Below are 13,824 nucleotides of genomic sequence, written 5' to 3'. Positions count from 1 at the left end.
CATGTCTGGCTGTATGCCCGAAGAGTAGTCAGGGCAGCAACCGCTCGAACGCATCCAGCGGCAACGGCCGGCTATGCAGATAACCCTGGTACAGATGGCAATCGAGCCCCTGCAGGAAGTGCAGCTGCTCCAGGGTTTCCACGCCTTCGGCAATCATTTCCAGGTTGAGGCTGCGGGCCATGGCGACGATGGCGCGGATGATTTCGGCGTCGTTGGGGTCGCTGGTGGCGTCGCGCACGAATGACTGATCGATTTTCAGTGTGTCCACCGGCAAGCGCTTGAGGTAGGTCAGCGACGAATAACCGGTGCCGAAGTCGTCCATGGCGAAGCTCACCCCCAGTTTCTTGAGGCGGCGCATCTTGCCGATGGTGTCGTCCAGGTTCTGGATCACAATGCCTTCGGTGATTTCCAGTTTCAGCATGGTGCAGGGCAGGCCGTGGATCGCGAGGCTGTTCTCGATGCGTTCGACGAAATCGCTCTGACGGAACTGCCGCGGGCTGATGTTCACGCACAGGCTGAACCGCTGCGGATCGATCTTGCCCTTGGCAATCAATTGCTTGAAGCCATCACAGGCTTCATCGAGGATCCAGGTGCCCACTTCAAGGATCAACCCGCTGTCTTCCAGGACCTTGATGAACTCGTTGGGCGACTGCGCGCCCAGTTCGGGATGATGCCAGCGCACCAGCGCTTCGGCACCGACGATACGGTTGTCCCGGGCGTCGACCTGAGGTTGGAAATGCAGGCTGAACTCGTCGCGGGCCAGGGCCTGGCGCAGATCGGTTTCCATGCGCAGCCGTTCACTGGCCGCCTTCTGCATCGTGGCATGGAACATCTGCGAGGTGTTGCGCCCTGAGTCCTTGGCGCGATAGAGCGCGATATCGGCGCGCTTGAGCAGATCGGTCGGGGTGGAGCCGTGGTCGGGAATCAGCGCCATGCCGATGCTGGGCGTGACCTGCAGTCGCTGGCCGTCGAGGAACATCGGCTCCGAAAGCAGTTCGCGCAGGGTGTCGGCCAGTTTCTGCACCTGCTCGCTGACTTCGTTGCGGGTGCCTTCCAGGCCGCTGAGCAGCACCACGAATTCGTCACCGCCCAAGCGCGCGACGGTGTCCTCCAGGCGAACGCTGGCTTCCAGGCGCGCGGTGATGATTTTCAGCACCGTGTCACCCACCGGGTGCCCCAGGGAGTCGTTGATGTGCTTGAAGTGGTCAAGATCGAGGAACAGCAGCGCACCGCGCAGATTATGGCGCTTGAGCAGGGCGATCTGTTGGCTGAGCCGGTCCATCAGCAAGGCTCGGTTGGGCAGATTGGTCAGCGGGTCGTGATAGGCCAGGTGACGGATCTGGGCCTCGGCGTTGCGCAGCAGGCTCACGTCCCGCGCGGTCAGCAGCAGGCAGTCCGTCTCGTTGAGCGTAATCGGCTCGACCGACACCTCAACGGTGAGCATTTCCCCGCGCTTGTTGCGCCCAAGCATTTCCTGGTGATGCACGCGACCCTTGAGTTGCAATTCGGCCAGCAGGGTTGCGCGCTGTTTTTCCTCGGCCCAGATGCCCACCTCATACACTGTGTTCCCGATCACTTCGTCGGCGCGGTAACCGGTCAGGCGGCAAAAGCCGTCGTTGACCTCAAGGTAGCGGCCGCTTTCGCGTTCGGTGATGGTGATGGCGTCAGGGCTGGAGTGGAACGCCTTGGCGAATTTTTCCTCGCTGGCCTTGAGGGCTGCTTCGGAGCGTTGTTGCTGGGTGATGTCCCGCAGGGTGGTGACGATGCAGGGCTGGTTGCTGACGTTGATCTGCCGGCTGGAGATCACGCAGGTCAGCGGCTGGCCGTTCTTGTGATGGACGACAATGGCAACGTTGTTCAGCGATTGCTCGCGAATCACCCGTTCGATGCGCTGCAGGCTGTTGCCCGAAGCGTCCCAGAGGCCGATTTCGTCGGCGCTGCGGCCGATCACGTCACTGGCGGACCAGCCGAAGGTCTGGGTGAAGCTGGAGTTGATCTCGAGGAAGCGGCTGCTTTCCTGATGGGTGACGCAGATCGGATCGGGGCTGACCTGGAACAGCGTGGCAAATTTTTCCTCCGACGCCGCCAGACTCTGCTCGCGTTCCACCTGGTCGGTGATGTCCAGCAAGGTGCCGGCCATGCGCTGGGGGCTGCCGTCTTCGTTGCGGTAGAGGCGGGCGCGGCTCTCCAGGTAACGGGAGCTGCCATCCGGCAGTTGCACGCGGTAGGTCAGTTGATAATTGCCCGCCGGGCCTTCGCGCAGACTGCGATACGCATTGCGCATGTTGTTGCGCTCTTCGTCGGGCACCCCTTCGAAAAAGGCGTCGAATGATTCGTGGAACGGCTTGGGCTCCAGGCCATGGAGCTGCGCGGCGCGGGCCGAGCCGTAGAGCATGCCGCTGGGGATGTGCCAGTCCCAGGTGCCCAGTTGCGCCGAGTCGAGGGCCAGGTCGAGACGTTCCTGGCTGTCCTTGAGGGCCAGCTCGGCCAATTTGCGTTCCGTGGTGTCGAGAAACGTGCTCAGCAGATAGGGCTGGCCTTCAAGTTCGACCTTCTGCGCGCTGAGGATGCCGTTGTGGATCTGACCGTTACTGGCGCGAAACTCCACCTCCATGCTTACCAGTTCGCCCTTGGCCTTGGTCGCCTCCACCAGCTTCGCCCGCTGGCTGGGATCGACCCACAAACCCAGTTCCAGGGTGGTACGGCCGATGACATCGTGCACCGGCCAGCCGAACAGGCTTTCGAAATACTGGTTGGCTTCGCTGATCAGCCCGTCTTCCTGGCGGGTCAGCAGCACCATGTTCGGGCAGAGGTGAAAGAGCGTGGCGAAGCGTTTCTCCGAGCTGCGCAAAGCCTGTTCGCGCTCGCGCTGGTGGGTGATCTCACGGATGACCCCGATCATGCGCGGTCGTCCGTGCTTGTCGGGCGATACGCTGCCGCTGATTTCCAGCCAGTGCAGGCTGCCGTCGGGCCAGACAATGCGATGGTGCATCGCCTGTTCCAGCGGCGCGCCGGCCACTGCCGCGTGAAAGGCGCGGATGGCCTTGGCCCGATCCTCGGGCAATAGCAGGTCCAGGTAATCCACGTCCGCCGGCAGCGGCTGGCGCGGGTCGAAGCCGAACAGCGCCTGGGTGCCTCTGGACCAACTGATCCGCCCGGTGTCGATGTCCCACGACCAGGCCCCCAGTCGCGCACCGTTCAGCGCGGCCAGTAACTGCGGCGCGCTGTCCCAGCTTTGCTCGGACCGTTTCGGGTCAAGCGCCTGGATACGCGGCAGGGGCGGGAGATGGTCAGCGGGCTTGGGCATTATCTAGCGAGCCTTGGCAATTGGGCGTTAAGCGCAGGCATTTCGGCTCTATAGGAGTAGCACAACCTATGCCCTTGTCCCTGGCAGATCGATTTGTGCGTCCAGTAAGGACATGAAAGCGCGCGCAGCATTCGACAGCGTCCGTTCAGTGTGCAAGATATAGCCTAGCTGCCGACTGAGCTGTATGCCCGGCAAAGGGATGCGCGCCACCTGATCGTCGAGCATGGTGCGCGGCAGGACGCTCCAGGCCAGGCCGATGGAGACCATCATCTTTATGGTTTCCAGATAATTCGTGCTCATGGCGATGTTCGGTGTCAGACCCTGGGCCTCGAACAGACGTCGGACGATGTGATGGGTAAAGGTGTTGCCCCCCGGGAAAACCGCGGGGTGCAGGGCGATGTCCGCCAGGCTGACCGCGCTGCTGTCCAGTAGCGCATGTTCCGGCGCCACCACGAAATCCAGGGGGTCGTCCCACACCGGCGTGGCGCGCATCAACGCATGCGGCTCGGGAGCGAGGGTGATGACCGCCAGTTCCGCCCGTCCGTGGAGAATTTCTTCGTAGGCCACTTCCGAATCCAGGAACTGAATGTCCAGCGCCACTTGTGGGTAACGTCGGGTGAACTCCCTCAATAAAGGCGGCAGGCGGTGCAGGCCGATGTGATGGCTGGTGGCGAGCGTCAGCCGTCCGGTGACTTCGCCGGTCAGGTTGGTCAGGGCGCGACGGGTGTCATCCAGCACATTAAGGATCTGATAGGCCCGCGGCAGCAGGGCCCGACCGGCCTCGGTCAGGCCGATTTCACGGCCCAACCGGTCGAACAGACGGACGTTGAGCTGTTGTTCCAGGCCGGCGATACGCTTGCTGATGGCCGGCTGGGTCAGGTGCAGGCGTTCACCGGCGCCGGAGAAACTGCCCGTCTCGGCAATGGCAATAAAGGCGTTGAGGTTGGCGAGGTCCATGGCGATCCCGGTCGAATTCCTGTTGGTTATGCAAAGTATAAAAATTATGAATTTGAGTTATTTAATGTAGCCCCATAACATCAGCCTCACAAGCCAAAGGGTTATTGAGTCATTCAAAATCCGGGGCATAGAAACAAGCTGATGAGGAACCGTCTGATGGCCGGCAAAACGCTCTACGACAAGCTCTGGGATTCGCATTTGGTCAAGCAGCGCGACGATGGCTCGGCGCTGATCTATATCGACCGTCACATCATCCACGAAGTGACTTCGCCGCAAGCCTTCGAAGGGCTGCGCCTGGCCGGGCGCAAGCCTTGGCGGATCGATGCGAACATCGCGACCCCGGACCACAACGTGCCGACCACCCCGGAGCGCAAGGGTGGTATCGAAGCCATTGTCGACCAGGTGTCGCGCTTGCAGGTCCAGACCCTTGATGACAACTGTGACGAATACGGCATCGTTGAATTCAAGATGAACGACGTGCGCCAGGGCATCGTCCACGTCATCGGCCCGGAGCAGGGCGCGACCTTGCCCGGCATGACCGTGGTCTGCGGCGACTCCCACACCTCCACCCACGGTGCGTTCGGCGCCCTGGCCCACGGCATCGGCACTTCCGAGGTCGAGCATGTGCTCGCCACCCAGTGCCTGGTGGCCAAGAAAATGAAGAACATGCTGGTGCGCGTCGAGGGCAAGCTGCCGTTCGGCGTGACGGCCAAGGACATCGTCCTGGCCGTGATCGGCAAGATCGGCACCGCCGGCGGTAACGGCCATGCCATCGAGTTCGCCGGCAGCGCGATCCGCGACCTCTCTGTCGAAGGCCGCATGACCATCTGCAACATGTCCATCGAGGCCGGTGCCCGCGTGGGCCTGGTGGCCGCCGATGAAAAGACCGTCGAGTACGTCAAGGGCCGTCCGTTCGCCCCGAAAGGCGCCGAATGGGACCTGGCGGTGGAGGCCTGGAAAGACCTGGTGTCCGACGCCGACGCGAAGTTCGACACGGTGGTCGAGCTCGATGCGACCCAGATCAAGCCGCAGGTCAGCTGGGGCACTTCGCCCGAGATGGTCCTGGCGGTGGATCAGAACGTACCGGACCCGGCCAAGGAGATGGACCTGGTCAAGCGTGACTCCATCGTCCGCGCCTTGAAGTACATGGGCTTGAGCGCGAACCAGGCGATCACCGACATTCAGCTCGACCGCGTGTTCATCGGTTCCTGCACCAACTCGCGGATCGAAGACCTGCGCGCCGCTGCGATAATTGCCAAGGGCCGCAAGGTCGCCTCGACCATCAAGCAGGCCATCGTGGTGCCGGGTTCGGGCCTGGTGAAGGCCCAGGCCGAAGCGGAAGGGCTGGACAAGGTGTTCATCGAGGCCGGTTTCGAGTGGCGTGAGCCAGGGTGCTCGATGTGTCTGGCGATGAACCCGGACCGCCTGGAGTCGGGCGAGCATTGCGCCTCCACCTCCAACCGTAACTTCGAAGGCCGTCAGGGCGCCGGTGGGCGTACCCACCTGGTCAGCCCGGCCATGGCCGCGGCGGCTGCCGTCAATGGCCGTTTCGTCGACGTCCGTGAATTGATCTGAAGGAGAGCGCAGCATGAAAGCTTTTACCCAGCACACTGGTCTTGTCGCGCCTCTGGATCGTGCCAACGTCGACACCGACCAGATCATTCCCAAGCAATTCCTGAAATCCATCAAGCGCACCGGCTTCGGTCCGAACCTGTTCGACGAGTGGCGTTACCTGGATGTGGGCCAGCCCTACCAGGACAACTCGAAGCGGCCGCTGAACAAGGACTTCGTGCTCAATGCCGAGCGTTACCAAGGCGCCAGCGTGCTGCTGGCCCGGGAGAACTTCGGTTGCGGTTCGAGCCGCGAACACGCGCCATGGGCCCTTGAAGAGTACGGCTTCCGCAGCATCATCGCGCCGAGCTACGCCGACATCTTCTTCAACAACAGTTTCAAGAACGGTTTGCTGCCGATCATCCTCAGCGACGCTGAAGTGGACGAGCTGTTCCAGCAGGTCGAGGCGAACCCGGGTTATCAGTTGCAGATCGACCTGGCAGCCCAGACCGTGACCCGTCCCGACGGCAAGGTACTGGGATTCGAGATCGATGCGTTCCGCAAGCATTGCCTGCTCAACGGGCTGGATGACATCGGTTTGACCCTGCAGGACGGCGAGGCGATTGCCGCGTTCGAAGCGAAGCATCGGGCGAGCCAGCCCTGGTTGTTTCGCGAGGTTTGATTCCGCGTAAGACATGACTGCGCCATCGCGAGCGTGCTCGCTCCCACATTGATCCAGGGTGTATCCAAAACCCTGTGGGAGCAAGCCTGCTCGCGAAGAGGCCAGCCCAGGCACTACAAAACCATAAGGACATCCCATGACCAGCACCGCCCACAGTCAGGTTGTACAAAAGCAATTCGGTGAACAGGCGTCGGCCTACCTGAGCAGTGCCGTGCACGCCCAGGGCGCCGAGTTCGCGCTGCTACAGGCTGCATTGGCGGGGCATGACCATGCCCGTGTGCTGGACCTGGGGTGCGGCGCCGGTCACGTGAGTTTTCACGTGGCGCCCCTGGCCGGTGAAGTGGTGGCCTACGACCTGTCCCAGCAGATGCTGGACGTGGTGGCCACGGCAGCAGCGGATCGTGGCTTGGGCAACATCGCCACGGTGCGCGGTGCTGCCGAGCGCTTGCCGTTCGCCGATGCCGAGTTCGACTTCGTGTTCAGCCGCTATTCGGCGCATCATTGGAGCGACCTGGGCCTGGCGTTGCGCGAAGTGCGCCGCGTGCTCAAACCGGGTGGGGTGATGGCGTTCATTGATATCCTGTCGCCTGGCACGCCGTTGCTGGATACCTATCTGCAAAGCATCGAAGTGCTGCGCGACACCAGCCATGTGCGTGACTATTCGGCCGCCGAGTGGCTGCGCCAGGTCAGCGAAGCGGGGTTGCAGGTGAGCAGCACCTCTCGCCAACGCTTGCGCCTGGAATACAGCTCCTGGGTCGAGCGCATGCGCACACCCGAGGTGATGCGTGGCGCAATTCTCGAGCTGCAACGCTCGATGGGCGACGAAGTGCGTGAATATTTCGAGATTGAGGCCGATGGTTCTTTCAGTACGGATGTACTGGTGCTGTGGGCCGAGCGATAGCATTTTTCCTGGCCTGCCCGGAAGTAGAAAGCCTGGCGCGCCGGTACAACAAACGAGGAAAGCATGAGCAAGCAGATTCTGATTCTCCCAGGCGACGGCATTGGTCCGGAAATCATGGCCGAAGCGGTCAAGGTCCTGGAGCTGGCGAACGACAAGTACGGTCTGGACTTCGAGCTCAGCCACGACGTGATCGGCGGCGCGGCCATCGACAAGCACGGCGTGCCCCTGGCCGATGAAACCCTGGACCGTGCCCGTGCAGCCGATGCCGTGCTGCTGGGTGCCGTGGGTGGCCCGAAATGGGACAAGATCGAGCGCGACATCCGTCCCGAGCGCGGCCTGCTGAAGATTCGTGCGCAACTGGGCCTGTTCGGCAACCTGCGTCCGGCGATCCTCTATCCGCAACTGGCCGACGCCTCGAGCCTGAAGCCGGAAATCGTGTCGGGCCTGGATATCCTTATCGTCCGTGAACTGACCGGCGGTATCTACTTCGGTGCTCCGCGTGGTACCCGCGAGCTGGATAATGGCGAGCGTCAGGCCTACGACACCCTGCCGTACAGCGAGAGCGAAATCCGCCGTATCGCCCGGGTCGGCTTCGACATGGCCCGGGTGCGTGGCAAGAAGCTGTGCTCGGTGGACAAGGCCAATGTGCTGGCGTCCAGCCAACTGTGGCGCGAAGTGGTCGAGCAGGTGTCCAAGGATTACCCGGACATCGAACTGAGCCATATGTACGTCGACAACGCCGCGATGCAACTGGTGCGCGCACCGAAGCAGTTCGACGTGATCGTCACCGACAACATGTTCGGCGACATCCTGTCCGACGAAGCGTCGATGCTCACCGGTTCCATCGGCATGCTGCCGTCGGCCTCCCTGGATGCCAACAACAAAGGCATGTACGAGCCGTGCCACGGTTCGGCGCCGGACATCGCCGGGCAGGGCATTGCCAACCCGTTGGCGACCATCCTGTCGGTGTCGATGATGCTGCGCTACAGCTTCAACCTCAATGACGCCGCCGATGCCATTGAAAAGGCCGTCAGTGTGGTGTTGGACCAGGGTTTGCGCACCGGCGACATCTGGTCGGCCGGTTGTACCAAAGTCGGTACGCAGCAAATGGGCGACGCGGTAGTCGCCGCGCTGCGGAATCTGTAATCTCTCCGGTCCACCGCTTCGACGGTGGCCCACTTTTGTATAGGTGCAGTTGCGATGAAACGTGTAGGTCTGATCGGTTGGCGGGGCATGGTCGGTTCCGTGCTCATGCAGCGAATGCTGGAAGAGCAGGATTTCGATCTCATCGAGCCGGTGTTCTTCACCACTTCCAATGTCGGTGGCCAGGGCCCGTCCGTGGGCAAGGACACCGGTGCGCTCAAGGATGCCTACAGCATTGAAGAGCTCAAGACCCTCGATGTGATCCTGACGTGCCAGGGTGGCGACTACACCAGCGAAGTCTTCCCGAAACTGCGCGAGGCCGGCTGGCAGGGCTACTGGATCGACGCCGCCTCCAGCCTGCGCATGCAGGACGACGCAGTGATCATCCTCGACCCGGTCAACCGCAAGGTCATCGACCAGCAACTGGACGCCGGCACCAAGAACTACATCGGCGGCAACTGCACCGTCAGCCTGATGCTGATGGGCCTGGGCGGCCTGTTCGAAGCCGGCCTGGTGGAGTGGATGAGCGCCATGACTTATCAGGCGGCATCCGGTGCCGGCGCGCAGAACATGCGTGAGCTGATCAAGCAGATGGGCGCGACACACGCCGCCGTCGCCGATGACCTGGCCAACCCGGCCAGCGCCATCCTGGACATCGACCGCAAGGTCGCCGAGGCGATGCGCAGCGATGCCTACCCGACCGAGAACTTCGGTGTGCCGCTGGCCGGCAGCCTGATCCCGTGGATCGACAAGGAACTGCCGAACGGCCAGAGCCGCGAAGAGTGGAAGGCCCAGGCCGAAACCAACAAGATCCTCGGTCGCTTCAAGAGCCCGATCCCGGTGGACGGCATCTGCGTGCGCATCGGCGCCATGCGCTGCCACAGCCAGGCGCTGACCATCAAGCTGAACAAGGACGTGCCGATCGCCGACATCGAAGGGTTGATCAGCCAGCACAACCCTTGGGTCAAGCTGGTGCCGAACAACCGCGAAACCAGCATGCAGGAGCTGAGCCCGACCAAGGTCACCGGCACCCTGAACGTGCCGGTGGGACGCCTGCGCAAGCTGAACATGGGCTCGCAGTTCGTCGGTGCCTTCACCGTCGGCGACCAACTGCTGTGGGGCGCGGCCGAACCGCTGCGTCGCATGCTGCGGATCTTGCTCGAGCGTTGATCGTCGCTGCTGTGAAAGAACCCGTGCCTTGCGAGAGGTGCGGGTTTTTTTATGGGTGTTGTATTGGCCGTGAGATCGCCATCGCGAGCAGGCTCGCTCCCACATTGGATCTTCAGTGGACACAAAACCTGTGGGAGCGAGCCTGCTCGCGATGGCGCCAGTCCATCCACCACAAATCCCCCGTCAATTGCCTGGCCGCCAACCACCCGGTAAAGTGCCGCTCCCCACGTTTTACCTGAGGTAGACCCATGAGCCAGTCCTTTGACATCGCCGTGATCGGCGCCACCGGTACTGTCGGCGAAACCCTCGTCCAGATTCTCGAAGAACGGGATTTTCCCGTCGGCAACCTGCACCTGCTGGCCAGCAGTGAATCGGCAGGCAGTTCGGTGATGTTCCGCAACAAAAACGTGCGGGTAAGGGAAGTCGACGAGTTCGATTTCAGCAAGGTGCAACTGGTGTTCTTCGCGGCCGGTCCGGCGGTGACCCTGAGTTTTGCGCCGCGTGCCACGGCCGCCGGTTGCGCGCTCATCGACCTGTCCGGTGCCCTGCCGCCGGAACAGGCACCGCAGATCGTGCCGGAAGCCAACGCCCAAGTGCTTGCGGGCCTCGGCAAGCCGTTCCAGGTCAGTAGCCCGAGTGCCTCGGCCACTGCACTGGCCGTGGCGCTGGCCCCGTTGCGCGAGTGCCTGGATATACAGCGCATCAGCCTGACCGCCAGTCTCGCCGTGTCCGCCCAGGGCCGTGTCGCCGTGAGCGAGTTGGCGCGCCAGACCGCCGAGCTGCTCAACGCCCGTCCACTGGAGCCGACCTTCTTCGACCGGCAGATGGCGTTCAACCTGTTGGCGCAGGTCGGTACCCCGGACGAGCAGGGCCATACGCCGCTGGAAAAACGCCTGGTGCGTGAGTTGCGTCAGGTGCTGGATCAACCTTTGTTAAAGATTTCCGTCACTTGCATTCAAGCCCCGGTGTTTTTCGGCGATAGCTTTAGCGTGACCGTGCAGTCCGCGAACGCCGTCGACCTGAAGAAAGTCAACGCAGCCCTGGAAGTGGCCCCCGGCATCGAGCTGGTGGAGGAGGGCGACTACCCGACGCCGGTCGGCGATGCGGTGGGGCAGGACGTGGTGTATGTGGGACGTGTGCGCGGTGGTATCGACGACCCGACGGAACTGAATATGTGGCTGACGACGGATAACGTGCGCAAGGGCGCGGCGCTCAACGCAGTGCAGGTGGCGGAGTTGTTGATAAAAGACCTGCTGTAAAAGATACTTGGCAACAATTTGTCGAATGATTCTAGCCGGGCGCTATGCTTGGCCTGGACGCTGAAGGCGAAAATCTCCCGCTAGGGACATTCCCGGGCATGAGTAGAAACGATCGTGCACCCCGTCCTGCGGGGCTGCGTGAAATGCCTAGCGGCAGCGACATCAATACCTTCTCGCTGGCCGAGGAATGTTCAAACAAAGGAAGAGGCTATGGTTCAAGTTCGCAAACTGGTGTTAGCAATAGCGGCCGCCTCGGCGCTGTCCTCCGGTATGGCGCAAGCGCTCGGGCTGGGGGAATTGACCCTGAAGTCGACGCCGAACCAGCCTCTGGTCGCGGAGATCGAGCTGCTCGATGTCCAGCAACTGACCGCTGCCGAAGTCGTGCCGAGCCTGGCCTCGCCCGAGGATTTCGCCAAAGCCGGCGTCGACCGCCAGGCGTTTCTCAATGACCTGAGCTTCACCCCGGTGATCAACGCCAATGGCAAGAGCGTCCTGCGGGTGACCTCCAGCCGGCCGCTGTCCGAGCCGCTGGTCAAGTTCCTCGTGCAGGTGATGTGGCCCAACGGCCGCCTGCTGCGTGACTACAGCGTGCTGCTCGACCCGTCCAAGTTCTCGCCCCAGGCTGCCGAGGCCGCCCGACCGAAACCGGCCCAGGTGGTGTCGACGCCGGTCACTGGCGCGACCAAGTCGTCCCAGTACACCACCACACCGCGGGATACCCTCTGGGAAATCGCCGCCAAGGCCCGCAACGGTGGGTCGGTCCAGCAAACCATGCTGGCGATCCAGGCACTGAACCCGCACGCTTTCATCAACGGCAATATCAACCTGCTCAAGACCGGCCAGGTCCTGCGCCTGCCGGACCCGGTGCAAAGCACCGCGTTGCCGCAACCCCAGGCCATCGCCGAAGTAGCCGCCCAGAACGCTGCCTGGCGTCAGGGACGCCAAGGCCGTGCGACTGCGGCACCCGGTGGCCGGCAGCAACTGGACGCGACCAAGCGTGGCCAGGGCGAGGTCGCACCGACGCCGACCGCCGGCCGCGATAACCTGAGCCTGGTGACGGCCGAGCCTGCGAAGGCGGGCAAGGGCAAAGGCAAGGGGGCTGCCGGCGATGCCCAGGCCCTGAGCAACAAGCTTGCGGTCACCCAGGAAAGCCTCGACTCGGCTCGTCGCGACAATGAAGAATTGAAAAGCCGCATGGCGGATCTGCAGAGCCAGTTGGACAAGCTGCAGCGCCTGATCGAGCTGAAGAATAATCAACTGGCGAAGATGCAGGCCGAAGGTGCCGCAGTTCCGCCAGCCAACGAAGCGCCGCCGGCGATGTCGGCGCAGTTGACGCCCGCGCCATCGGCACAGATCCCTGCACCCGCACCGCAAGCCGCTCCCGAAGCGACGCCCGAGGCGACGCCACCGGCTGCTCCGGCCGAGGCTCCGGCGGCATCCAGTGAACAGAAATACAACGACTTGCTGACCAACCCGATCCTGCTCGGTTTGATCGGTGGTGGTGCGTTGATCCTGCTGTTGCTGCTGCTGTTGCTCGCTCGCCGCCGCAAGGCCCAGCAGGAAGCCGAGAAGCATCTGCGCATGGCCCGAGCCCTCGAGGAGGAGGCCGACTTCTCCCCGGAGCTCGATCTGCCCCCGAGCAGCTTCGAGGGCATTGAAGTACCCGCGCCAAGCGTCAAGCTCGACCCTAAGCCGGTCCCAGCACCGGCCCCCAAGCCCGTTCCCCAGCCGGCCCCTGTGGTCGCGCCGGTGGTGGTCTCGCCACCTATCGCCGCGCCCTTGGTCGCCCCCGCTGCCGATCGTTTCGACGACGTGCTGGGCCAGGCCCAGGCGCACATTGATCGCGGTCGCTTGAACCAGGCTGCCGATCAGCTTGAGCAGGGCATCAAGGCCGAGCCACAGCGTAGCGACCTGCGCCTGAAGTTGATGGAGGTCTACGGCCTGCAAGGTGATCGCGACGCGTTTGTCGCCCAGGAACGCCAATTGGTGGCCAATGGTGAAAACTTCGCCCAGGTCGAGCAACTCAAGAGCCGTTTCCCGGCCATGGTGGTTGCCGCTGGCGCCGGTCTGGCCGCCGCGGCGGTGGCTGCCGAGCTGGACGCCCAGTACGTCAAGGAACTGCTGGAAGAAACGCCGGCCACCAATGAAGAGCTGGACAGTGCCTTCGACCTGAGTCTGGATGACTTGGAGAACGCACCGGTGGCGTCGGCACCTGAGCCAGTGCCGGAGCTGGATGCGTTCCCGCTGGACGACGATCTGAGCTTCGAATCGGTGCTCAAGCAGCAGACCGAAGCCAACGAAAGCCTGGACGATCTATCGGAGTTCGACCTCGACCTGGGCGCCGATGCGCCAGCGCCAGCCCTGGACGACGAAGACTTCCTGCTGGACCTGGGCGACGACCTCAAGGGGCTGGACGTGCCTGCGGCCGAGGCACCAGCCTTGCTCGACACCCCGGCCGACGATCTCGAGCTGCCGGCGGATTTCGATCTGTCCCTGGCCGACGAAATGGACGCGCCGAAGGATCCCTTCGAGTCCGAGCTGGACGATGTCAACGCCGAGCTGGATCGCTTGTCCGACAGCCTGGGTCAGCCATCCTTCACGGCGGAAGACGCCTTGGCCAGTGTCGAAGACGAGCCGGACTTCGACTTCCTCAGCGGCACCGATGAAGTCGCCACCAAGCTCGACCTGGCCCAGGCCTACATCGACATGGGCGACCACGACGGTGCCCGGGATATCCTCGGTGAAGTCCTCAGCGAAGGCGATGCCACCCAGAAGAGCGAAGCGCAGGAGATGCTCGCCCGCCTGGCGTGAGATGTTCGCAGTGACAGGAGCGGCAGCCATTGAGGCTGCCGTT

General features: G+C 62.9%; 9 protein-coding genes. 7 read left to right on the top strand and 2 right to left on the bottom strand.

Annotation, left to right across the window (positions count from 1 at the left end; genetic code table 11):
• Nucleotides 1–28 precede the first annotated feature (28 nt).
• Nucleotides 29–3,307, bottom strand: coding sequence for an EAL domain-containing protein (locus CGA22_RS17010; protein WP_188258652.1), 3,279 nt, complete (start codon nt 3,305–3,307; stop codon nt 29–31).
• Nucleotides 3,308–3,373: 66 nt separating this feature from the next.
• Entirely contained in the window at nt 3,374–4,264 is an 891-nt protein-coding gene (locus CGA22_RS17005; protein ID WP_041023756.1) for a LysR family transcriptional regulator, read from the bottom strand.
• A 156-nt stretch (nt 4,265–4,420) separates the two neighbouring features.
• Here CGA22_RS17005 and leuC point away from each other — a divergent pair, with 156 nt between their 5' ends.
• The 7 genes from leuC to CGA22_RS16970 all read left to right on the top strand — a co-directional run bounded on the left by leuC (nt 4,421) and on the right by CGA22_RS16970 (nt 13,781).
• A complete protein-coding gene (gene leuC / locus CGA22_RS17000; RefSeq protein ID WP_041023755.1) occupies nt 4,421–5,839 on the top strand; it encodes a 3-isopropylmalate dehydratase large subunit in 1,419 nt (472 codons plus the stop codon).
• A 13-nt stretch (nt 5,840–5,852) separates the two neighbouring features.
• Nucleotides 5,853–6,497, top strand: a complete 645-nt coding sequence (gene leuD / locus CGA22_RS16995) for a 3-isopropylmalate dehydratase small subunit (protein WP_041023754.1) — start codon at nt 5,853–5,855, stop codon at nt 6,495–6,497.
• Nucleotides 6,498–6,633: 136 nt separating this feature from the next.
• Nucleotides 6,634–7,398 carry a class I SAM-dependent methyltransferase gene (locus CGA22_RS16990; protein WP_041023753.1) on the top strand — a complete coding sequence of 255 codons (765 nt, stop codon included), beginning with the start codon at nt 6,634–6,636 and terminating at the stop codon, nt 7,396–7,398.
• 63 nt (nt 7,399–7,461) lie between these two features.
• The gene (gene leuB, locus CGA22_RS16985; protein WP_041023752.1) at nt 7,462–8,544 is read left to right on the top strand and encodes a 3-isopropylmalate dehydrogenase; all 1,083 of its coding nucleotides are present in this window, start codon (nt 7,462–7,464) and stop codon (nt 8,542–8,544) included.
• Nucleotides 8,545–8,598: 54 nt separating this feature from the next.
• Nucleotides 8,599–9,711, top strand: a complete 1,113-nt coding sequence (gene asd, locus CGA22_RS16980; protein WP_024779161.1) for an aspartate-semialdehyde dehydrogenase — start codon at nt 8,599–8,601, stop codon at nt 9,709–9,711.
• 248 nt (nt 9,712–9,959) lie between these two features.
• The gene (locus CGA22_RS16975; protein WP_041023751.1) at nt 9,960–10,970 is read left to right on the top strand and encodes an aspartate-semialdehyde dehydrogenase; all 1,011 of its coding nucleotides are present in this window, start codon (nt 9,960–9,962) and stop codon (nt 10,968–10,970) included.
• A gap of 210 nt (nt 10,971–11,180) precedes the next feature.
• Nucleotides 11,181–13,781, top strand: coding sequence for a FimV/HubP family polar landmark protein (locus CGA22_RS16970; RefSeq protein WP_041023750.1), 2,601 nt, complete (start codon nt 11,181–11,183; stop codon nt 13,779–13,781).
• Nucleotides 13,782–13,824: the final 43 nt, after the last annotated feature.

The sequence above is a fragment of the Pseudomonas sp. PSB18 genome, from assembly GCF_014596565.1.
Lineage (GTDB): Bacteria > Pseudomonadota > Gammaproteobacteria > Pseudomonadales > Pseudomonadaceae > Aquipseudomonas.
Note: the sequence above shows the minus strand (reverse complement) of the source record. Positions and strands in the feature narration are given on the sequence as shown.

Excerpts from the sequence above, each read along its gene's own strand:
- leuD (WP_041023754.1), top strand. The coding sequence starts at position 5,853 with ATGAAAGCTTTTACCCAGCACACTGGTCTTGTCGCGCCTCTGGATCGT.
- CGA22_RS16975 (WP_041023751.1), top strand. The coding sequence starts at position 9,960 with ATGAGCCAGTCCTTTGACATCGCCGTGATCGGCGCCACCGGTACTGTC.
- CGA22_RS16990 (WP_041023753.1), top strand. The coding sequence starts at position 6,634 with ATGACCAGCACCGCCCACAGTCAGGTTGTACAAAAGCAATTCGGTGAA.
- asd (WP_024779161.1), top strand. The coding sequence starts at position 8,599 with ATGAAACGTGTAGGTCTGATCGGTTGGCGGGGCATGGTCGGTTCCGTG.
- leuC (WP_041023755.1), top strand. The coding sequence starts at position 4,421 with ATGGCCGGCAAAACGCTCTACGACAAGCTCTGGGATTCGCATTTGGTC.
- CGA22_RS17005 (WP_041023756.1), bottom strand. The coding sequence starts at position 4,264 with ATGGACCTCGCCAACCTCAACGCCTTTATTGCCATTGCCGAGACGGGC.
- leuB (WP_041023752.1), top strand. The coding sequence starts at position 7,462 with ATGAGCAAGCAGATTCTGATTCTCCCAGGCGACGGCATTGGTCCGGAA.
- CGA22_RS16970 (WP_041023750.1), top strand. The coding sequence starts at position 11,181 with ATGGTTCAAGTTCGCAAACTGGTGTTAGCAATAGCGGCCGCCTCGGCG.
- CGA22_RS17010 (WP_188258652.1), bottom strand. The coding sequence starts at position 3,307 with ATGCCCAAGCCCGCTGACCATCTCCCGCCCCTGCCGCGTATCCAGGCG.